We start from the raw sequence: 21905 nt of genomic DNA on the forward strand, positions 1-21905 counted from the left end.
CGGAGATTCGCCGCTTATCGTAAGCCGATAGTCCGAACACGGAAGTTAAGCTCTTGGGCCGATGGTAGTTGGGGGTTTCCCCCTGTGAGAGTAGGACGTTGCCAAGTAAGAAGAAGAAAAGATCAGTAGAGATACTGGTCTTTTTTTGTATAGTAAACAAAACTGAGAGTTGAAATTGAGAAGCAAAGAATAAATAAACCTACTAGCCTGAGACTGGGGTGAAGCAAGAAGAACAAGCTGACGTGGAGATATTCTCTCTTTCTCAACCACCTGTGTCGTTCATCCTCCTTATGAACGACACTACACGCTCTTATCCAACCACTTTAGTCGTTCATTCTCTTAGGAACAACACTTTGTAGCTTATCGCATGCCTTAGTCCGAACACGAAAGTTAATTTAAGTATGAATGCTAATTTAATATGTACAAAGATGATTATATTAGAATGTACAGTTTTGTGATGTACATGCACTTAGCTTGAGGTAGATAAGAATTCATGTGCAAAATGGAGAAAAGCGACACCATTCTACAAAAAACGGGGAGTGACAGTCACCCCCCACACCACAGTGCTCACCCCACAACAGGCCCCCCCACAAAACACGCACACAAAACATCAATTTCCTCTTGATTATTCATCTAACTTATTATAAAATTAGAAAAATCAGATTAGTATAAATTATTGAAACACTGTGAATGGGAATATTAAGGAAAATAGATTGTTTAGAGAGCTGTCGGGTGGTGAAAGACAGTCAATTGATTCCCCAACTCGCCCAGGAGTGGTAGGACTGATATGTAGGTCTTAACGGATGACTACCGTAATAAAGTCTCAAAGTGGGTTCGTTTATTTAGTGATGAACCAAAAAGAGTGGTACCACGAAGGTTATAGCCTGTCGTCTCTTATGAGATGATAGGCTTTTTTATTTGAATAATAATGGAAAGGCGGTATTTTAAATGAAAAATATTGATAAGTATTCTAGAGGTTATTTTATGCCTCCAGTGACTAGCTTAAAATGGACGCAGAAAGAGTATATTACGGAAGCTCCTACTTGGTGTAGTGTGGATCTGCGCGATGGAAATCAGGCGTTGATTGTGCCTATGAGCTTAGAAGAGAAGTTAGAGTATTTTCAATTGCTGTTGGAAGTTGGTTTTAAGGAAATAGAAGTTGGTTTTCCAGCTGCATCTGAAACGGAATATGCTTTTTTACGTACATTAATTGAACAAGATTTAATACCGGATGATGTAACAATCCAAGTGTTAACACAGTCAAGAGATCATATTATTAAGAAAACATTTGAGGCTCTAAAAGGTGCGAAAAAAGCAGTGGTTCACCTATACAATTCAACATCTGTAGCACAGCGTGAGCAAGTGTTTAAAAAATCGGAAGAACAAATTATTGATATTGCAGTAACTGGAGCAAAGCTACTTAAAAAATATGCTGCTGAAACGGAAGGAGATTTCCAATTTCAATATTCTCCGGAAAGCTTCACAGGCACAGAAGTGGAGTTTGCACTTGAAATTTGCAATCGTGTGTTAGATGAATGGCAACCTGATGCGGAAAACAAGGTCATTATCAATTTACCAGCAACAGTATCAATGTCTATGCCTCACGTCTACGCTAGCCAAATCGAGTATATGAGTGAGAATCTTAACTATCGGGACAATGTAATCCTTTCCCTTCATCCACATAATGACAGAGGAACAGGTGTAGCAGACGCAGAGTTAGGAATGCTAGCTGGTGCACAGAGAGTGGAGGGAACATTGTTTGGAAATGGAGAAAGAACAGGTAATGTGGACATTGTTACACTTGCGTTAAACATGTTTTCACATGGTGTTGATCCAAATCTAAATTTAGAAAATATCCCAAACATTATTAAACAGTATGAGAAACTAACAAGAATGACCGTTCACGAAAGACATCCTTATGGAGGCGAACTTGTTTTTACAGCATTTTCTGGTTCTCATCAGGATGCGATTGCAAAAGGAATGAAATGGCGTGAAGAGAAAGAACGTCAGTACTGGAATGTTCCATATTTATTAATAGATCCAATGGATATTGGTAGACAATATGAGGGAGATATTATTCGTATTAATAGCCAATCAGGTAAAGGTGGAATTGGCTATGTGCTTCACCAAACATATGGACTTGATTTGCCTGTTGAAATGCGTGAAAGCTTTGGATATCACGTTAAAAATATTTCGGATCGAAAACATAAAGAACTTATGCCAAACGAAATCTATGACATTTTTATTAATGACTTTGTCAATATTAATACACCTGTCGAGTTTATTGATTACACGTTCACTCAAAATGCTCATTATGAAACAGCAGTTATGTTTAAAGTGAATGAACAAGAATACAAGTTAAGTGGAACAGGAAACGGAAGACTTGATGCGATTAGTAACGTACTTCAGGAGCAACTTGGTTTCCGTTATAAAGATTTAATGTATAAGGAACATGCGCAAAACATAGGCTCAGAATCTAACGCTGTATCTTATGTTGGGATCACTGCTTTAGATGGTGCAGTCTATTGGGGATGTGGAATAGACGCTGATATTATGACATCCTCAGTAAAAGCTCTGTTCAGTGCTGTTAATAATATGATATCCAACAAAGAAATTTCTATAGAAAAAGAGACAGAGTCTGTTTCTTCTAAATAATAAAAACAAAAAAGTCGATAACTATTATCGGCTTTTTTGCTGTAACACTCACAAATAGTTTGTGAGTGTTACAAATAAAAATTAATATTTAACCTTTTCAAGTCTTTCAAAGCCGTTTTTAACTGCTTGAATATATTCATTTGTGGCGCGAATTGATAGATCAGCATCTGGATTTATTCCTTCAAACCCGTGATAGGCTCCAGGATATAAATGAAATTCAACATCTACACCAGCCTGTGCAAGTTTGGTTACATAAGATAAAGTTTCATCTCTGAAAGGATCTAATTGCCCTACACATGTGTAGGTGTATGGTAAATGACGATAATCTTCAGCTCGTGCAGGAGCTGCATAAGCAGGGATGTTATCTTTTCCATATAATTCTCCCAAATACATCTTCCAGCCTGCTTCATTTGTTTTTTGATTCCAAACAAACCCATCTTTAATTTCGTTTGTAGAAGGTGAGTTATTTTGATCATCAATCATTGGATAGAGTGGCATTTGGAAACAAAGGGAAGGATATTGCCGATCGCGAGCTAATAATGTTAAAGCTGCTGTTAATCCTCCCCCAGCGCTAGCACCTGCAACACCAATTCTGTTCGAATCAATATTTAATGAATCTGCATGATCTGCCATCCATTTTAAAGCAGTGTAACAATCCTCTATCGGTGCTGGGTAAGGGTGTTCAGGAGCCAGACGATAGTCTACTGAAACAACTACACAATTAGCTTTTTTTGCAAACCTCATACAGAGATCATCATTATCATCTATTGATCCTAAAATATATCCACCCCCATGGATCCATAACAGAGCAGGTAAAGATTCGGTATGTGACTTTTGACGATAAATTCTTATTGGTAATGGGTTTGAATCTGGTCCAACAATAATTTCATCAGTTAATGAAAGAGATTCATCAACAACAGTAGGTTGCCTCATCTGAGCTGCGCCTTCTCGAAGTGCTGGCAAATATTCTGGGCGTATATCTAAATCTTGAAACATTTCTAAGCCTTGTACTAACTCGGGGTTTACGCGGTTCTTCATTTTTAACACTCCTTCCCTCAAATTTGTATGCGTTTACAAAAAATGTGAAGTGTGTCTAAGAAGTAAAATTGTGGAGAATCATCACAAGTAGAATTATAAAGTGAATATGTGAGAATTGTAAATAAAGTATTCAGAAAAAAACTACATTAAGTGGAAAACTTAACACTTAATCTTACCAAATAATTAGATTAAACTTATAATAGGAATATCTTAACAAATCTAAAGCAATCTAAAATCCTCCAAACATAGAGGTGATTCCTTGAAGTTAACCTTTTTAAACAGCCTTAGGCTAGTTATGTTTATTTTAATGAGTTATATATACTATCAATCTGTTGAAAGTCATACAACCATTCAATTAGTTTATACAATTATAGCAGGAGTGGGATTTTGTTTTAATCACTTATTTATGGGGAGTCAGGCTGGAAAAAGATATTACTTGATTCCACTTGCTTTAGATTCTCTTCTAATCATTGGATTTGTTTTTCTCTTTCCTGAATCGACTCTTTATTTAATTTTGTTTGGTGTAAATGCAGTCACACTATTCTTAGTGGCTGAAAGTAAGAAGACGCTTTGGTTATGTTCACTTGCGTTTTTCGTTCTTTGGGGTATTTGTAATATCTATACCTTTTATGTTACAGGCAATTTTAGCGTGATGAATAATGTGATCAACTTCACGTTTATTGTGTTTGCAGCGGTAGTTGGTAGGTTACTACATAAGTTAATTTATGCTCAGGAGAAGATTGAAAGTCAGTATAAAGAGCTTAACCAAACTCATGATGCTCTAAAGGTTGCTCATGAAAAGCTTCATCATTATTCAAATCAGGTGGAGGAGTTAACGCTTATTCGAGAGCGCAATCGAATATCAGGTGAAATTCATGATACTGTTGGACATAAGATGACTGCTTTACTGGTTCAGTTGCAGGTTGCTAAAGAGTTGCAAAATTCACAACCTGAGAAAAGCAGGGAAACAATCCTGCTTTGTGAGGAATTGGCGCGGAATACTCTCCAGGAAATTCGTCTATCAGTGCGTACCTTAAGGGAGGACCGTCAGCCACAGTCATTTCTATCCACAGTAAGAAAGATACTAGAAGACTACAAGATGATGACTGGGTTAACATCAACTTTGTCTGTAAAGGGTGAGGCTACAAGTATTCCAGCTTCCATCCAATTAGATTTAACTCGTATAATACAGGAATCTATAACTAACTCGGTCAGACATGGGCAGGCAAACGAGTGCAGTGTTATTCTGGTAATAACAGATTCAAATATTGATATCTTTATTAAAGACAACGGAACAGGTGCAACAACAGTTAGTCCTGGCTTCGGATTAAAGAATATGAGAGAAAGAGTTCATGAACATGGTGGAAGCATTATGTTTGAAAGTGCAGCTTCTAATGGGTTTATTGTAAAAGCACAATTTCCACTTAAAGAGATACAGTGGCAAATGGGGGGAGCTTAGTGGTTAAGTTATTAATTGTTGATGATCAGGAATTGATGAGAGATGGACTTGCAACCATCCTTAATATGAAATCTGAGCTTGAGGTTGTTGGTGTGGCATCAAATGGTCAGGAAGCTTTTGAAAAGGCTAGTGACTTGATGCCAGACATTGTTTTAATGGATATTCGTATGCCTGTGGCAAACGGGGTAGAGGGAACTAAGTTGATTACATCCAAATATCCTGGTATTAAAGTGCTTATGCTCACGACCTTTCATGATAGTGCTTTAATTTTTGAAGCGCTTGAAGAAGGGGCGAGCGGATATTTGTTAAAGGATATGCCGACAGATGCTATTGTGCAGGCAATCATGACAGTTCAATCAGGTGGAATGGTTCTTCCAAAAGAGTTAACAGCTGATATTGTGAGAGAAATGAGAAAAAATCAAACTGCTGAGCAATCTACTGAAATTCCTGAAGTCATCAAAGAACTTACAGAACGGGAGATTGAAGTGTTAAATAAGCTTGGACTAGGCTTAAACAATAAAGAAATAGCCTCTCAATTATTTATTTCAGAGGGAACCGTGAAAAATCATGTTTCAAATTTGATCAGCAAGCTTAACTTAAGAGATCGAACACAAGCAGCCATTTTTGCTGTAAGATATAACATTACTACCTTCTGATCGATGACTTTTGGCATATATGACTATGAAATACAGCTAATATAGCTGTGTTTTTTTTATGGAATTTTCTATCTGCAGAGGGATTTAGAAGGAAAGATATCGCGCTATACTTTAGATGTTGATAAACAAGATTAAAATGTCGATCCAGTGAGGATGTGGAGATATGTTAGAAGTTAGAGAGCTGAAGAAAAGCTATGGAAAAAAAGAGGTAGTAAAAAATGTTTCGTTTACGATTGAAAAAGGTGAGGCGTTTGGTCTGTTAGGTCCCAATGGAGCGGGAAAATCAACGACCATTTCAATGGTATGTGGACTAATTCCTTATGATAATGGTGATGTATTTGTTGGGAATGAATCGGTAAAAACATCACCGATAAGCATTAAGAAAAAAATAGGAGTGGTCTCACAGGAAATTGCTCTTTATCCAACGATGTCAGCAAAAGATAATCTTCTATTCTGGGGTAAAATGTATGGCCTTTCAGGTTCTCAAGCAAAAAAACGAGTAGAAGAAGTACTAGAGATTGTTGGATTAAAGGAACGTGGAAAAGATCGAATTGAGACTTTTTCGGGAGGAATGAAGCGAAGAATCAATATTGGGGCAGCTTTAATGCATGAACCAGAATTACTTATTATGGATGAACCAACTGTTGGCATTGATCCACAGTCAAGAAATCATATCCTTGAAACTGTGAAAGCTTTGAATGAAAAAGGTATGACGATTATCTACACAAGTCATTACATGGAGGAAGTAGAGTTCCTTTGTAATCGTGTTGGAATTATGGATCATGGAGAGGTAATGGCCATTGGCACAAAAGCAGAGCTATGTAATAGGTTAGCGGGAAGTAGCTTTGTTCAAATCAATGTTGAAAAGATGACAGACGAGGCAAGGGGAGCAATAAAACAAGTGCATGGTGTGACCCAAGTTGTATACAAAGAAGATTCAGGGCTTCTTGAGGTTTTCTCTCATAATCCTCAAGAAGCATTGGGATCTATTATCACAGCAGCTGTTAATCAAGGGTTAAAGATTGAAGCTGTTAAAATCGAAGAAGCAAATCTTGAAACATTATTCCTGCAGTTAACTGGAAGATCTTTACGAGACTAGGAGAAGTGATAAGATGTTCACAATTGCTTGGAAAGATATGAAAATCAGATTAAAAGACCGAAAATCTTTTATCACTCTATTATTAATGCCGATCGTCTTAACAATGATTTTAGGTTCAGCTCTTAGCGGTGTATTCGGTGAAGATGGAACACTACCTGAAACATCGGCTGGTATCGTTGTGTCTTCTACTGATGAGGTTACAGATCAATTTATTCAAGACGTTCTTCAAGGAAAAGAATTACGAGATAGTATAACAGTGAGTGAGTTTAAAACAGAAGAGGATTTAAGAGTGGCTTTGGAAAATCAGAAAGTAGATGTTGGCTTGATTCTGCCTGTTAACTGGGGAGAAGGGTTAATGAAGGGAGAAGAAAAGACGGTAAAAATTTTAAAAGATCCAGCAAAAGAAATTCAAGCTACTATTCTTAGCTCAATAACTGAATCTTTTGTTGATCGGATCACAACAGTATCAGCTGCTGCGGGTACAGTTGCTGATAAGCTTTTAACTGTCGTTCCAGTTTCAAATCAAAATTTGAATTCAGCCGATATGATAACGAATCTTGTAGATGATCTTACGAAAATTGCAGGATCAAAAGTGAGTGCAGTTATAAGTGAAAGGGACGGTAAGGAACCAATTTCGGGAATGCAATATTATGCAGCTGCAATGGGGGCTATGTTTATTTTATTCAATACAACCATTGGAGCAAAAACAATTATTCAAGAGAGAAAAACAGACACATTAGCTCGACTAATGTGCACTCCAATTAGACATTCATCTATTATGATCGGAAAATTCCTTGGAACTTTTTCTTTTTCCCTCCTGCAATTTATTGTGTTTGTCATAACCACTCATTATCTATTTGGAGTAGCATGGGGAAACAACATCCTGCAGCTTCTTGTAGTTGGAATAGCATATTCAGTAGCTGTAGCGGGGTTATCGATGATTATAGCAGGATTAATAACAGAAGAAAAAACCGCTGATACGATGGGAGGAATTGGGGTGCAGATTCTAGCGCTCCTAGGAGGCTCAATGATTCCACTTGCTTCTTTTCCTAACATTATGCAACAAATGGCTAATATTGCACCTAATAAATGGGCTCTTCATAGTTTCTTAGAAATAATGAACGGAACAAAATGGTCTTCACTTGTTATGCCCGTGACGATTTTAATGGCAATTGGGCTAACAACCTTGTTTATAGGGTCAATGAAACTAAAGTATAGGTAAGGAGAGAAAGTGATGAGGAGAATTGGAGCAATTGCAGCTTTTGAGATTAAAAGAATGTTTCAAAAGCCACAATCATTTTTGCTAATGTTTGGAATGCCCTTGCTATTTACCTTTATCTTTGGCGGGTTATTTTCTGAAGGAGAAGAAAGCAAGCCGATTATTTCAGTGGTAGATCAGGATAACACCACGTTATCAAAGACTTTAATAGATGAAGTGAAAAGTAAGGGTTTGGTAGATATTAGCATCGATGATAGTCAAACAGCAGATCAAAAATTTGATGACCAAAAAATCGCAGGATTTATTCAATTAAATTCAGGGTTTGAAAAAGAATTGGTAGATAATAAGATCCCGAAAGTTGTATTTGTTTCTCAAGCTTCATTTGAAGGAGCTGCTATGATTGAACAAATGATTAACGATAGCATTGTGAAAATTCAGATTGGAGCGAAAGCCTCAAATTTTTATCAGGAAATGACTGGGGAGGAGCCGAAAGTGGTTCAAGATCAAATATTTGTAGAGATTACTGGAGCTCCTGCCTTTATTGAAACTGTCACCGTAACTAAAAGCAATGATGTTGCAACAATGTCCAATTTAACTGCTCGATCCGCTGGTTTTACGATTATGTTTGTGATGATTAGCATGCTGATAAGTACAGGTGTGCTTTTAGAAGCAAGACAGACTGGTGTTTGGTATAGAATCATGTCTACCCCGACTTCTAAAAGAGAATTACTAGGTGGATATCTGCTTTCATTCTTTTTAATTGGATGGATTCAATTTGGGCTATTAATGCTCATAACAAAAGTAGTATTTCATGTTGAATGGGGGAATTTGTTAGCAAATATTGTGCTCGTCTCCTGTGTATTACTTTGTACAATTGGTCTAGGACTCTTTATTGCAGGATTTGTTAAGTCCTCTGAACAACAATCGGTGCTCGGCAACTTGATCGTCATTTCTACCTGTATGCTTGGAGGCGTTTATTGGCCTCTTGAAATCATGCCTGACTTTATGCAGCAAGCAGCTAGATTTGTTCCACAATACTGGGGACTTGAAGGGTTCACAGAAATTGCCGCAAGAGGTGGGACGATCTTAGATATCATCTATCCTATTGGTATTCTTCTCGTATTTACAGTTGTTTTCCTTACCATAGGAATGAAGAGGATTCGATTTGAGTAAATAAAGGCAATGATGAAAAGACATCTTTCCCTTCATATCTCAACAATGCGCATTTCTTTTTGAAATGTGCTTTTTCATTTGGGTAAAATACTAATAATTTAGAAAAAAATGAATATAAATACAAAATTAGAATCTCCATGATATGAAGCATATGTCTATTCACATAAAGGCTATGAGAAGCGTACAATAGTAAGGGGAGATTGGTTTCCTAATAAGGATAAGACTGTTCACGATCATTGAAAAATGTGAATGAAGATTTATATTTTTCTTTATTTTATTCCTTATGGACATATTTCTCACTTTCTACCTTCTTTCAAAAAGTTTATAATTATCATATAATAGTAGATAAATAGTTAATATATTCATCTATAAATAATATAATACATCAAGGTTATGCAAAAAATGGAGACAAAGAAGTGTGTGAGACTAAGTCGCGCCTTGGTTTGGTGTGACGTCTAAGCAGAAGGATTACTAGTTTTTCTGCGAATACTAGGGTATAAGGAAGGTAAATATGAGCGATAGAGAATTGAAAACAGACGTTATCTTAATTGGTGCCGGTATCATGAGTGCGACTTTAGGAACACTACTGAAACAGTTGGTGCCTGACTGGAATATAAAAGTTTTTGAAAAGCTTTCAAATGCAGGTGAAGAAAGCTCCAATGAATGGAATAATGCAGGAACGGGGCATGCTGCACTTTGTGAGCTTAACTACACATCCGAAAAACCTGACGGATCTGTAGATATTAGTAAAGCGATTAAAATAAATGAACAATTTCAAATTTCCATGCAGTTTTGGTCTTTTCTTGTACAAAACAAACTCATTCAAAATCCACACAATTTTATCATGCCACTGCCTCATATGAGTTTAGTACATGGAGAGGAAAATGTTACTTTTTTGAAAAAACGATTTGAAGCGCTCTCAAAAAATCCGCTTTTCCAAGGAATGGAATTTTCTGATAATCCAGAAAAATTAATGGAGTGGATTCCGTTAATTATGCAAGAACGTACATCTCATGAACCGATAGCAGCAACAAAAATTGACACGGGAACAGATGTTAACTTTGGTGCATTAACACGTATGCTGTTTGATCACTTGGAGACTAAAAATGTTAATTTACACTATAATCGTAGTGTAAGTGACATTAAACGTACTAGTGATGGCTTATGGGAATTAAAGGTGCAAAATCTTGGTAGCGGTGAAGTTGAACGACATAAAGCGAAATTTGTCTTTATTGGAGGCGGAGGAGGAAGCCTGCATTTACTACAAAAGTCAGGTATTCCTGAAGGTAAGCATATTGGTGGCTTCCCGGTAAGTGGACTATTCATGGTGTGTAATAATCCGGAAGTGGTAGCGAAGCACCATGCAAAAGTTTACGGTAAGGCTAAGGTTGGAGCTCCTCCGATGTCTGTTCCACATCTTGATACACGATTTATTGATAACAAAAAATCATTATTGTTCGGACCATTTGCTGGCTTTACACCAAAGTTTTTAAAAAATGGATCGATGTTTGATTTAATCACTTCTGTAAAACCGGATAATCTGTTAACAATGCTAGCGGCAGGTGCCAAAAACATGTCGTTAACAAAATACTTGATACAGCAAGTAATGTTATCAAAAGAAGCACGTATGGAAGAGTTACGTGAGTTTATACCAAATGCTAAAAGTGAGGATTGGGATTTAGTTGTAGCAGGTCAACGTGTGCAAGTCATTAAGGACACTGAAGCTGGTGGAAAAGGAACACTTCAGTTTGGTACAGAGGTTGTTAGTGCAGCTGATGGTTCTGTTGCAGCATTGCTCGGTGCTTCACCAGGTGCTTCAACTGCAGTTCACGTTATGCTTGAAGTCATCACAAAATGCTTCCCTCATTATTTGGATGAGTGGGAACCAAAAATTAAAGAAATGATTCCTTCTTATGGTGTGTCATTAATGGAAAATCCGCAACTTTTAAACGAAATCCATACTAACACATCACAAACATTGGGGTTAAGCGAAAAAAAGCCCGTATTTAGTTAATTCTTTGCAAGGGAAAACAGGGGATAAGTGTTTTTTCAAGGGTTAACTAATTAAATACCATTCTATATAAATGTGCAGAACCTTTAATCGTTTTAGATTGAAGGTTCTTTTTGTCAAAAAAAGGAGGGATCTAGTTGAGATGCGGATCAAAATGCTTTCTTGTTGAAATGGAGATGAATGGAGAAAAGCAAATTCAATCAGTAACAGCAAGAACACCTGTAGAGGCTAGAAAAACAATACGAGTAGAATATGGAGCAAAAGCTCATATCTTATCAGTAAAAGAAGAGAAAAAGAAATAAGAAGTTATGGATACTAGAAATCTTGGAGTGTAAAAGTATGAAGTGTAATAGATGGGAAATTATACCTTTTGCACCTTTTATTATCTTGAATGAAGGTGTACGCTATAGAAGGTATTTTAATTTAGAAAGGGAGTTATTTTTTGAAGTCAATATTTACAGTGTTAGCAATATTTGTCCTCTTGGTTGGGTGCAACAATCAAAAAAATTCTGATCAGAATGAAGCACCGACTAATGAAAATGAAGAAACTAAAGCTGATAGTAATGAGGAAACTCAATCCAATGAGTCGGATAACTCGGAAAAACAAGATAATGATATAACAGAAGAAAATAATACTGAAGAAACAGATACTACTATAGATAAGGATTCGCAGCAAGCAGCCGAGGATGAAACAGAAGACGAAAATATAAGTGAAGAATCAGTTGTGAGTGAAGGAAATAAACAGAAATACTTAGATAAACTCACTAGCATAGAAAAGGCAGCAACAGAAATTAGGAATAACAATGATGGTACAACATTTGGAATGAGGAAATCACAAGAAGAAATCTTGGAAAAGTGGGATCAAGCTTTAAATGAAATCTATCAGGTTCTAGAAAAACAGTTACCAGCAGACGAGATGGAAAAACTCCGACAAGAACAAAGAAAATGGATCACACTTAGAGATGAAACAGCGAAAGAAGATGCAAGTCAATTTGAAGGAGGAACGATGGAGCCACTAGAATATACAGCTTCCCTAGCAAATACTACTAAAGAAAGATGTTATGAATTGGTAGAGAACTATATGAAATAGACTTCTGCTAAACAATAATGTTAAATCAATCTGAATTTTTATTAGGTTGATTTTTTTTGTGAAAGAAGAGTTTAATAAATAGTTTGACAATTTGTATACTTTTGTATACATTTAACACATACACATAAGTATACAAAGGAGTGATTGATTGTTGAAGGAGTTTGATGGTCATAAAAAAGGTGAAAACCATAGAGGTGGTGGCCATAAAGGAAGGAGACATCACTCTGGCGCTCAAACCTTTCGTAGAGGTCGGGCCCTTGAGTTTTTAGACAGATTACATGTAAAGCGTACTACATTAAAACAACAACTAGATGCACCCGAATTTCAGGAAATAAGGCAGGTTGTTCTTGGAGAATTAAAAGCAATTGAGTTAACAATTGATGAATATACTAGACATTTTGAACTTAATGAAGATGCAAAATTAACAAGAAAATAAAATTTAACAAGTAGATACAAGGAGGAACATATCTTATGAAAACATTAGAAACGATTTATTCTCGACGCACGATTAAAAACTTTAAAGCTGACCCGATTGAAATGGAACAGCTTAGTAAATGGCTGCAAGCTGGTACTATGGCTCCTAATCACAAAATGACGGAACCGTGGGAAGTGTATGTAGTTGGTCCTGAAACAAGAGAAAAATTAAATCATAAAACAGATTTTTTTCATGCCCCAGTTGTGCTTGCTATTTTATCAAAACACGGGAAAACAGAAGTGGAAACAGCAGAAAATGCCCTTGCTACAGCCTGCTTCGTTCAAAACTTTAATTTAGCTGCATGGGAAGAAGGAGTAGGAACATTTTGGTGTTCAATGGGAAATGCTCAAAAAAACCGTGATATTCTCGGTATTTCGGATGATTATGATGTAATCGGAGTGTTTGGTGTAGGATATCCTGAGGAGATTAACGAACCAAAAGAACGAAAATCAATTGAAGAAAAAATAAAACAACTACCATAATTTGATTTATTGATAGAGTCTTCAACTAATTTGAACTCTGGAGGAAACATATGAAGGTAGAAGAGTATATCCATTCACTATTCACGAAGGATGATAGGATTTTAGATGATGTTTTAGAAAGTATCCAGGCAAAAGGTATGAGGAATATATCTGTTCCACCGGAAATTGGAAAGCTTCTTACATTGTTAGTGAAAATTTCTGGAGCAAAAGAAATTTTGGAGATTGGAGCTTTAGGTGGATATAGTGGAATCTGTCTTGTTCGTGGTCTTAGAGAGGATGGGCAATTAACTTCATTAGAATTAATGCAAGAATATGCGGAATTAGCGCATGAAAATCTGAAAAAAGCTGGCTTTGGTGATCGTGTTACATACTATACAGGTGAAGCTTTAAAAAGTTTAGAGCAGCTAGAAGCGGAACAAAGGAAGTTTGACTTCATTTTTATCGATGCTGATAAGCCTAATTATCCGAACTATTTAGATTGGGCATTGCGATTAGCTAACCCGGGTGCTCTGATAGTTGCTGATAATGTTCTGCAAAGAGGAAGGGTTTGTGAGGAATCAATTGACGACCCGCGTATAGAATGTATACGAGCATTTAACGAGAGAGTTGCAAATGACCCTATGTTGGAATCAATCATTCTCCCAATTGGTGATGGACTATCAATTGCTCGGGTAAGACAATAATATAAGAGTTTGAAAAGGATACCTTTCGGTTATGACCGGTGGTATCCTTTTTTTATTTTTGTTGGTTTAGCAGACTTTCTGGATTTCAATTGAGTAACCGATTGTTTAAATAAACGGAGTTTTTCTGGTTAGATGAAGAATGGAACTCGGTTTAGGGGATATAAGCGGAATTTCTCCGGTTAAGCAAAGTAAAAAGGTCCATTTTCTTCTTTTTTGATTAAATAGGCGAATCTTTCCGTCTATTTAACCTGTTTTTCGTGTTATGTCCTCATTAGGAGGAATTTTTCCGCTTATCTAGTAGTTTATTTGCTGGTGATTCTTGAAGAGATGGAATTCGTTAAATTGGGTGCATTTTTCTTTGCTGATTACTTGCTACATTTCCTTTATTTACTAGTGCGAATTATCATATGAAAACCAATACTCATTCGTATTCTATATTTCAAAACTGAATCTGTTAATATACACTGATTTTTTAATTTGAATATACATGATGAAGGTATTGATCTATAGTAAAGAACAGTTTTCTTCACATAATAAGAGAAATGAATAGAAAAGAAGGTCAAAACATGAGTGTCATTTTAGCGTTACTTGCAGCCTTTTTTGCAGCCCTTACAGGAATATTAGCGAAAATTGGAATGGAAAATGTGAATTCGAATTTAGCAACTGCTATTCGTACGATTATTGTATTAATCATGGCTTTTCTTATTGTCTTGATAACAGACCAGCTGGACTCTATCACAGAAATCTCTACGAAAGCACTAATTTTTATTTTATTATCAGGCTTTGCTACTGGTGTGTCATGGCTGTTTTTCTTTAGAGCACTATCAATGGGTGATGCTTCAAAGGTGATACCAATTGATAAATCGAGTGTAGTATTAACTATCATTTTATCTATCCTCATTTTAGGGGAAAAAGCTATCCCAAATATCATGGTGGGAGGAGCATTAATTGCGATTGGGACATTTGTGTTGATTGGTAAGAATGAAGAAAAGAAAGGTTTTGCAAGATCACATACTTATATTCTGTATGCGATTTTAGGAGCGGTCTTTGCTGCATTTACTGCCATTTTAGCAAAAATCGGAATTGAAGATGTTGATTCAAATGTTGCTACCTTTTTAAGGACAATCGTTATTATGGTGTTCTCGTGGGCAATTGTGTTCTTTCAAGGAACTCAGAAAAACATGAAAACAATCTCTACTAAAGGCTATCTATTTTTGGTTCTGTCTGGTATGGCAACAGGATTTTCATGGCTTTGTTATTTTGGTGCCCTAGCAATTGGAAAGGTTTCAGTAGTTGCTCCGATAGATAAATTAAGTGTTGTGATCACGATGATTTTAAGTTTCGTGATTTTAAAGGAGAAAATAACAAAACAGAAGGTAATAGGTGGAATTGTGATCACAATTGGCGCAGTTTTTTTGATTTTCTAGATTTCAAAATGGAGTAAAATTATGCTTCAAGAATGAAGACATGGACAAGTTCAAGAAAAGAGAGGGGGAAATGCTCCCCTCAAATTTGGTAATCACTATAAGATTCATGTGTTTTTCTAGGAACGAAAATGACGGTCTTTGTCATTGTGTTGTTATTTTTTAAAGAGCTGAATGTACCTGAAGTGATAAATGCTTAATTGCCTTATTCAAAGCTAGAATCTCGTCTACCGACATACCAGATGAATTTAATAATGATTGTGGGACACAAGCAGCTTTTTCTTTAATAGAAGCTCCTTTTTCTGTAATGGTAACAAGAACAACACGCTCATCTGCTTTGTCGCGTCTTCTTTCAATAAGTTCAGCTGTTTCCATTCGCTTTAGCATGGGTGTAAGTGTTCCAGAGTCAAGTTCTAGCAGCTCGCCAAGCTCTTTTACCGAACTTTGCTGTTTTTCCCACAATACTAGGAGAACTAAATATTGAGGATAAGTTAAATTCATTTCATCCAAAAATGGACGATAAAGACGAAGAATTGCCCGAGAGCAAGCATATAGAGAGAAGCATAGTTGATTATCTAATTTTAGTTCTTCATTATTTCCCAATGATGTACACCTCAAATATATTTAATCTTTCATCATTCAATTGTATCAAATCTAAAAATTAACTCAACAATTAGATTGTGTAAAATTAAATTGTTGACAATATAAAAAGAGGGTTGTATGATGATGACATAAAGGGTTTGTAAAATTTAATTTTAAAAAACTATTTATTGGAGGAATTAAAAATGTCAAACACATTATTTACATCAACAGTTTCAGCAGTAGGAGGACGTGAAGGTAGAGTTGAATCACCAGATGGTGTCATTAAGTTAGAGGTGGCAATGCCTGGAACGCCTAGAGCAAAAAAAATACCTGAAGCAACAAATCCTGAACAGCTATTTGCGGCTGGCTATGCAGCTTGCTTTGATGGAGCTCTGCAATTTATTGCGAAAAAAGAGCGTCAAACATTTGAGTCAGAAGTAACTGCAAACGTTAGCTTATTAAAAGATGAAGCAGATCAAGGGTTTAAATTAGGAGTTACTTTACAAGTAAAAGGAACAGGAATTGATAGAGAAACGTTAGAGGATTTAGTGGAAAAAGCACATGCATTTTGTCCTTACTCAAAAGCAACTAGAGGAAATATTGATGTGACGTTGGAGATTGTATAGTATTCTTAAAAAAGATCATTTATTGTTGAAGCAACTAAGTCTTTAATAGACCAGTTGCTTTTTTTTTGGTCAACTAAAGCGACATTTAACTATTATTTCCTTTTTGTTCTGTGATAATAGTTATTCATATTATTATCTTTTTCGACAATCTTTCTAATATTTTACAAGAAAAGAATAACTATTTATCTATTATTTGCTATAATATGACTTGATATTGATCAAATGGAAAAAGGAGTTATATTGTTATGTTAAAAGACACACGTCTTTATTCCCTAGTTTTCGCTTTCATTTTGGTGTTAAGTGCGTTGGTTCCAAGTTTTTCTGCAAAAGCGGCAAATTCTACAACAATTATGGGTCCTTCTCAGTTAACGTCAAAGCAAATGGGAGATTATGTTTTATTAAACGAATCGTCCCCAAAGCTTACAAGTGTATCAATCTATCAACTCGCAGAATTATATCTTGAAATTGGTAGAAAAGAAGGAGTACGTGGAGATATTGCCTTTGCTCAAGCCATTCATGAAACAGGCTTTTTCCGCTTCGGTGGTGATGTGATTCCAGAGCAAAATAACTATGCAGGAATCGGAACGACTGGTGGAGGTGTAAAAGGTGCGTTTTTTGCTACACCTGAGGAAGGAGTTCGCGCTCACATTCAGCACTTAAAAGCTTATGCAAGTAAAGATCCGCTGAATACAGAGCTTATTGATCCTCGCTTTAACCTTGTAACACGAGGAATTGCGCCTTTATGGACAGATTTAAATGGAAGATGGGCAGTGCCTGGAAAAGGCTATGGAGAAAAAATACTTCAAATCCATCTTAATATGTCAAAAATGACTCTCACCATTCCACATGTTAGTTTACCGACTAATCATAAACAGCCTGTAGCCAGAATAACAATTAAAGCTGATGTTTCTATGCTAGCTCCAAATGGATCAGTTTTCAAAACTCTTAAAAAAGGTGAAAAAGTAAGAGTTTATGGAGTTATTGGAAACAGCTATGATGTTGGCGGAGGATATCGTGTAGATGCTAATAGCAGCAAGATGAGCATATACATAGGTAGAATTTTAATTAAAAATTCAACTACTGTTATGTACAAGCCTGATGGAACTGTTCACCGTGTTTTTAAAAAAGGTGAATCATTGATGGTTTATGATTATGATTCAAGTGTCTATCAAGTTGGTGGCGGCTATTATGTAAAAATGTCAGATAAGCCAGTCTATCATTTAGGAAGACTAGAGCTTTCAAAAGAAGCTGCTATGTTCAGCCCTGATGGAACTCCTTATAGCAATCTTAAAGCAGGTGGAAATTATCCTGTTTACGGAATTAACGGAGACCGACTTGATCTTGGTGGCGGTTATACTGTTCAATTTAATAAAAAACAACAGAATTATTATAACTAGAGTTGGGAATCAGGCAGCACATATTGTGTTGTCTGATTTATTTTATCTCAAGAGACCTTGATACAATGATCCAAGCGAGAAATGCTATACTATCTCTATGACAGACTAACGATTAGTAAATGGAGGATAACTATGTACAGCTTTAAGAATGATTATAGTGAAGGTGCACATCCAAGGATACTAAACGCATTAATAGAATCAAATCTTGTCCAAGAAGACGGATACGGTGAAGACAGGTTTACACAAGAAGCTAAGGAGCTAATTAAACAAAAACTTTTAAATAAAAATGTAGATGTTCATCTATTATCAGGGGGAACACAAACAAATTTAACAGCTATATCTGCTTTTCTTAGACCACATGAAGCTGCTATTTCAGTTAATACCGGCCATATTTTCACACATGAAACAGGTGCAATTGAGGCCACTGGACATAAAATCATCTCTGTTGAGGGTGATAATGGCAAATTAACAGTAGAGCATGTTAAAAATGTTTTAGAATCCCATCCCGATGAACATATGGTAAAACCAAAGTTAGTTTATATTTCAAACTCAACAGAAATAGGAACGGTCTATCAAAAAGATGAACTCATACAGTTACGTGAGTTTTGTGATGAACATAACCTCATTTTATTTATGGATGGAGCGAGACTAGGCTCTGCACTTTGTTCAACAGAAAGTGATCTTAAGCTAAGTGATTTACCTTCACTTTTAGATGCTTTTTACATTGGGGGAACAAAGAATGGAGCACTACTTGGTGAAGCGTTAGTCATCTGTAACGATGCTCTTAAGGAAGATTTTCGTTTTCATATGAAGCAAAAAGGAGCACTTCTTGCATAAGGGAGACTATTGGGTATTCAGTTCCGTGAATTATTCAAGGATGACCTCTATTTCGATCTAGCAATCCATGCTAATTCGATGGCTGAAAAGTTTCGTGAAGAAATAAGCAAAGCAGGTTTTTCATTCTTAACTCATTCACCTTCAAATCAAGTATTTCCAATCTTCCCGAACTCCTTTATTGAAAAACTTCAGCAAAAATATGCATTCCATCTTTGGGAAAAGATTGATAACGATTCTTCTGCTATACGACTTGTTACATCTTGGGCAACGAAAGAGGATGAGGTGCTAGCGTTTATTGAAGATGTGAAGAAGGGGTCATAAAGTAAATAGGTGTGAGAGGGGAAGCAGAGATGCTTTCCTTTTTTAATTGAGTGTATTGTTTTCACCTATAAACAACCGAAATAACCCAATAAGCTTGAAGACAACGTGTATTTTCTGGCTTTTTCCTTCTTTTACTAGTGGCATAAAATTTGCAAGTTACTTTTTGACAAACGTGATTTCGCAACTGTGGACTAAAAAAGAGAGGGAGAGATTGTATGAGAAAAGGTTTTAGCATCTTACTTACTTTGCTTTTATGTCTATCGCTATGGATTTCAGCAGTAGGTGCAGTAATAAGAAGGATTTAATTCAATACGGAGTAGAAAGTGAGGTAATTGAAATTCTATCAATCTCAAATCATGATTTTAAAGGAACGGTAGAGAATGAATCTAGCTGGCTGGATAATCGAAATAATGAAGAGTTAGCAAAGAAAATAAAAGATTTTACAGCGATTTGGTTTGTCGGTGGTGACCAGACCAATATTACAGCATCACTATTAAATGACGATATGACCCATTCGAAGGTACTAAATGCTATTTGGGATATTTACAGAAATGGTGCGGTCCTAGGAGGAACAAGTGCAGGAGCAGCGATTATGAGTGATGTTATGATTGCAGGAGGAGGAAGCTATGATACGTTATCTAAAGGCTTCACCGAAACATATGATGGCATGACTCAGCAAGAAGGTGGACCAGGATACCTTGAGCAAGGACTAGGTTTCTTCCAAGAAGGAATTATTGATCAACATTTTGATAAAAAAGCTAGATTGGGCAGGCTCATAGCTGTTACTGCTGAATTAGGAGAACAAAATGAAATATCATATGGTATAGATGAAGACACAGCCATGGTGTATATAACAACCAAAATACCATTGAGGTGATTGGCCGTGGTGGTGTAAGTTTAGTAGATCTTTCCTCTATGAAGAAAACTGGACGCAAAATGGAGAATATTGAGCTATCATGGCTAACTGAAGGTGATCAATACTCGCTTGATACCCACCAGTTCAAGATAAAGGAATCGAAAGTAGAAACGAAAGGATATGAATATTACAACAGTCCTGTTGCACCACACTCAGGTGTTCTTACCCCACACGGCTCTTTAGGTCATTTCCTTTCTTATCAATTGGTAGATAACGGAGCGGTTCAAGAAGTAAAAAGCTACAGTTTTCATGAAGGGAAGGGCTTTGAGCTAACCTTTAAAAAAGGGAAAGAAACTAACGGATATTGGGGATATAAAGAAGCTGGTAAAGATCATTATTCTTATGAGAAAGTGATAGTAGATGTTGTGCCAGGTAGTTTTTTAATAAAAGATTAAATGAGCGAGGCTGTCTTGAATTGGAGATGGCCTCTTTTGGTGAGTCATAATTTAAATTTATAGATTTGAATGTAAACTAATCTATACTATAAAATGAAAGAAAACTAAAGAAAGGTAGTGAACTATGATCATTAAAGACAGGCAAGAACCGATTGAGCTGAAACTTTTTAAAATCTTATACACACGTATGGAATTAACAGAAAAGGAAAAGTTTCGATACTTAAATCTTCAAAAGGGCTTTGAGGGAGAAGTGGCATTTGACAGAGCGGCAGAAAGTATTTTAGAAGAAAGGTATATGATCAACGATTTGCTTTTAGAAGTGAACAATTCTTATTTTCAAATTGATTCACTGATTATTTCGCAAGATGTCATTCACTTACTAGATATAAAAAATTATGAAGGTGATTGTTATCTTGAAGGAGATAAACTCTACTCCGTCACAACGAATCGAGAATACAAGAATCCTATTATCCAGCTTAAGAGAAGTGCCACTCTACTTCGGCAGTTATTACAAACCCTCAAACTCAACTTCCTTGTGGAACCCTCTGTTATCTTTATAAATCCAGAATTCACTTTATACCAAGCTCCAATGGATCAACCAATAATTCTCCCAACACAAGTACAACATTTTATAAGAAGTTTCAATAAAACCCCGTCAAGATTAAATGATCATCAGAAGAAGCTCGCACAAACATTGCTCTCCTTACACAAAACCAAGAATCCACATACTAACCTTCCTGAATATTATTATGACCAATTACAAAAGGGCATTTATTGCAATTCTTGTTATTCCTATTTAGTTTATAGGAATAACAAGAGCTATCTATGCAAAAGGTGTGGAGAAAAAGAAGCAGTGGGAGTAGCTATTTTACGGAATATAAAAGAATTTGAAATTTTATTTCCAGAGGGAAGAATCACTACTGAGAGTATCTATGAATGGTGTAATACAGACATTAGTAGAAAAACTTTAATGCGGATCTTGAGGGAACACTATACTGCACATGGGAATGCGAGACGCACTTATTATAAGTAAGGGTGAGATTGATTAGTCCCAATCTTTAATTGGTAATGGTGAGAATCGGGACAGAAAAAGAGTGAGTAGATAAATCGAATCTCGATAGTTCGCGAATCGAGACAGGAAATAGGCCGGGCAGTGAAAATGTGTCTGGATAGTGGCAGAATCGGGACACAAAAGAGAGCGGGCAGTGAAAATGTGTCTGGATAGTGGCAGAATCGGGACAGAAAAAAGAGACAGCAGTGAAAATGTGTCTGGATAGTGGGAGAATCGGGACAGAAAAAAGAGAGAGCAGTCAAGTTGTGTCTCGTTAGTGGCAGAATCGGGACAGAAAAAAGAGAGAGCAGTCAAA

Annotated in this window: 20 protein-coding genes, 1 pseudogene and 1 other annotated feature; of the genes and pseudogenes, 19 read left to right on the top strand and 2 right to left on the bottom strand. The window is 36.3% G+C overall.

Features of this window, described 5'->3' with window-relative positions; genetic code table 11:
* Positions 1-677: 677 nt before the first annotated feature.
* Positions 678-898, top strand: a binding site (T-box leader).
* A gap of 50 nt (positions 899-948) precedes the next feature.
* Positions 949-2655: a 2-isopropylmalate synthase gene (locus tag COD11_RS18435; RefSeq protein ID WP_098798356.1), complete on the top strand. Its 1707-nt coding sequence runs from the start codon at positions 949-951 to the stop codon at positions 2653-2655.
* 81 nt (positions 2656-2736) lie between these two features.
* Here the strand turns inward: COD11_RS18435 and COD11_RS18440 are convergent, their stop codons facing one another.
* Positions 2737-3693 (bottom strand): alpha/beta hydrolase, encoded by a 957-nt coding sequence (locus COD11_RS18440; RefSeq protein ID WP_098798357.1) that lies wholly within the window; start codon positions 3691-3693, stop codon positions 2737-2739.
* Between the two features lie 259 nt (positions 3694-3952).
* Between COD11_RS18440 and COD11_RS18445 the strand changes: the two genes are divergently transcribed.
* From COD11_RS18445 to COD11_RS18495, 12 genes are all read left to right on the top strand, one after another.
* The gene (locus tag COD11_RS18445; RefSeq protein ID WP_098798358.1) at positions 3953-5152 is read left to right on the top strand and encodes a sensor histidine kinase; all 1200 of its coding nucleotides are present in this window, start codon (positions 3953-3955) and stop codon (positions 5150-5152) included.
* Positions 5152-5808, top strand: coding sequence for a response regulator (locus tag COD11_RS18450; protein WP_098798359.1), 657 nt, complete (start codon positions 5152-5154; stop codon positions 5806-5808). Before COD11_RS18445 ends, COD11_RS18450 begins: the two co-directional genes overlap by 1 nt.
* A 163-nt stretch (positions 5809-5971) precedes the next feature.
* Positions 5972-6907: an ABC transporter ATP-binding protein gene (locus COD11_RS18455; protein ID WP_098798360.1), complete on the top strand. Its 936-nt coding sequence runs from the start codon at positions 5972-5974 to the stop codon at positions 6905-6907.
* 13 nt (positions 6908-6920) lie between these two features.
* Entirely contained in the window at positions 6921-8129 is a 1209-nt protein-coding gene (locus tag COD11_RS18460) for an ABC transporter permease (protein ID WP_098798361.1), read from the top strand.
* Between the two features lie 12 nt (positions 8130-8141).
* Positions 8142-9299: an ABC transporter permease gene (locus COD11_RS18465; protein WP_098798362.1), complete on the top strand. Its 1158-nt coding sequence runs from the start codon at positions 8142-8144 to the stop codon at positions 9297-9299.
* A gap of 511 nt (positions 9300-9810) precedes the next feature.
* Complete coding sequence (locus COD11_RS18470; protein WP_098798363.1) at positions 9811-11313, top strand: malate:quinone oxidoreductase; 1503 nt, start codon at positions 9811-9813, stop codon at positions 11311-11313.
* 134 nt (positions 11314-11447) lie between these two features.
* Entirely contained in the window at positions 11448-11612 is a 165-nt protein-coding gene (locus COD11_RS27005; protein ID WP_176551140.1) for a hypothetical protein, read from the top strand.
* A gap of 140 nt (positions 11613-11752) precedes the next feature.
* Positions 11753-12400, top strand: coding sequence for a lysozyme inhibitor LprI family protein (locus COD11_RS18475; protein WP_098798364.1), 648 nt, complete (start codon positions 11753-11755; stop codon positions 12398-12400).
* Positions 12401-12551: 151 nt separating this feature from the next.
* On the top strand, positions 12552-12836 hold the full coding sequence (locus COD11_RS18480) for a hypothetical protein (protein WP_098798365.1): 285 nt from the start codon (positions 12552-12554) through the stop codon (positions 12834-12836).
* Positions 12837-12871: 35 nt separating this feature from the next.
* Complete coding sequence (locus COD11_RS18485) at positions 12872-13357, top strand: nitroreductase family protein (protein ID WP_098798366.1); 486 nt, start codon at positions 12872-12874, stop codon at positions 13355-13357.
* A 50-nt stretch (positions 13358-13407) separates the two neighbouring features.
* Entirely contained in the window at positions 13408-14040 is a 633-nt protein-coding gene (locus tag COD11_RS18490) for an O-methyltransferase (RefSeq protein ID WP_098798367.1), read from the top strand.
* Positions 14041-14606: 566 nt separating this feature from the next.
* Positions 14607-15467 (top strand): EamA family transporter, encoded by an 861-nt coding sequence (locus COD11_RS18495; RefSeq protein ID WP_098798368.1) that lies wholly within the window; start codon positions 14607-14609, stop codon positions 15465-15467.
* Between the two features lie 159 nt (positions 15468-15626).
* Here COD11_RS18495 and COD11_RS18500 read toward each other — a convergent pair whose 3' ends face one another.
* Positions 15627-16067: a MarR family winged helix-turn-helix transcriptional regulator gene (locus COD11_RS18500; RefSeq protein ID WP_098798369.1), complete on the bottom strand. Its 441-nt coding sequence runs from the start codon at positions 16065-16067 to the stop codon at positions 15627-15629.
* Positions 16068-16249: 182 nt separating this feature from the next.
* On the opposite strand from COD11_RS18500, the gene COD11_RS18505 reads away from it, so the two are divergent.
* From COD11_RS18505 to COD11_RS18530, 6 genes and pseudogenes are all read left to right on the top strand, one after another.
* Positions 16250-16672, top strand: a complete 423-nt coding sequence (locus tag COD11_RS18505) for an organic hydroperoxide resistance protein (RefSeq protein WP_098798370.1) — start codon at positions 16250-16252, stop codon at positions 16670-16672.
* 245 nt (positions 16673-16917) lie between these two features.
* Positions 16918-18069 (top strand): glucosaminidase domain-containing protein, encoded by a 1152-nt coding sequence (locus COD11_RS18510; protein ID WP_098798371.1) that lies wholly within the window; start codon positions 16918-16920, stop codon positions 18067-18069.
* A gap of 132 nt (positions 18070-18201) precedes the next feature.
* Positions 18202-19227, top strand: a pseudogene (locus tag COD11_RS18515) (threonine aldolase family protein).
* 265 nt (positions 19228-19492) lie between these two features.
* The gene (locus tag COD11_RS18520; protein ID WP_176551141.1) at positions 19493-20104 is read left to right on the top strand and encodes a cyanophycinase; all 612 of its coding nucleotides are present in this window, start codon (positions 19493-19495) and stop codon (positions 20102-20104) included.
* A gap of 38 nt (positions 20105-20142) precedes the next feature.
* Positions 20143-20538, top strand: coding sequence for a hypothetical protein (locus tag COD11_RS18525; protein ID WP_141549708.1), 396 nt, complete (start codon positions 20143-20145; stop codon positions 20536-20538).
* Between the two features lie 124 nt (positions 20539-20662).
* Positions 20663-21571 (top strand): nuclease-related domain-containing protein, encoded by a 909-nt coding sequence (locus COD11_RS18530; protein ID WP_098798374.1) that lies wholly within the window; start codon positions 20663-20665, stop codon positions 21569-21571.
* Positions 21572-21905 lie beyond the last annotated feature (334 nt).

Origin of the sequence: Bacillus sp. AFS040349 (assembly GCF_002577655.1) — a bacterium.
Lineage (GTDB): Bacteria > Bacillota > Bacilli > Bacillales > Bacillaceae > Metabacillus.

Coding starts and splice junctions, on each gene's coding strand:
- COD11_RS18435 (WP_098798356.1), top strand. CDS start 949: ATGAAAAATATTGATAAGTATTCTAGAGGTTATTTTATGCCTCCAGTG.
- COD11_RS18440 (WP_098798357.1), bottom strand. CDS start 3,693: ATGAAGAACCGCGTAAACCCCGAGTTAGTACAAGGCTTAGAAATGTTT.
- COD11_RS18455 (WP_098798360.1), top strand. CDS start 5,972: ATGTTAGAAGTTAGAGAGCTGAAGAAAAGCTATGGAAAAAAAGAGGTA.
- COD11_RS18460 (WP_098798361.1), top strand. CDS start 6,921: ATGTTCACAATTGCTTGGAAAGATATGAAAATCAGATTAAAAGACCGA.
- COD11_RS18465 (WP_098798362.1), top strand. CDS start 8,142: ATGAGGAGAATTGGAGCAATTGCAGCTTTTGAGATTAAAAGAATGTTT.
- COD11_RS18470 (WP_098798363.1), top strand. CDS start 9,811: ATGAGCGATAGAGAATTGAAAACAGACGTTATCTTAATTGGTGCCGGT.
- COD11_RS18485 (WP_098798366.1), top strand. CDS start 12,872: ATGAAAACATTAGAAACGATTTATTCTCGACGCACGATTAAAAACTTT.
- COD11_RS18490 (WP_098798367.1), top strand. CDS start 13,408: ATGAAGGTAGAAGAGTATATCCATTCACTATTCACGAAGGATGATAGG.
- COD11_RS18495 (WP_098798368.1), top strand. CDS start 14,607: ATGAGTGTCATTTTAGCGTTACTTGCAGCCTTTTTTGCAGCCCTTACA.
- COD11_RS18505 (WP_098798370.1), top strand. CDS start 16,250: ATGTCAAACACATTATTTACATCAACAGTTTCAGCAGTAGGAGGACGT.
- COD11_RS18510 (WP_098798371.1), top strand. CDS start 16,918: ATGTTAAAAGACACACGTCTTTATTCCCTAGTTTTCGCTTTCATTTTG.
- COD11_RS18520 (WP_176551141.1), top strand. CDS start 19,493: ATGGATTTCAGCAGTAGGTGCAGTAATAAGAAGGATTTAATTCAATAC.
- COD11_RS18525 (WP_141549708.1), top strand. CDS start 20,143: ATGAAGAAAACTGGACGCAAAATGGAGAATATTGAGCTATCATGGCTA.
- COD11_RS18530 (WP_098798374.1), top strand. CDS start 20,663: ATGATCATTAAAGACAGGCAAGAACCGATTGAGCTGAAACTTTTTAAA.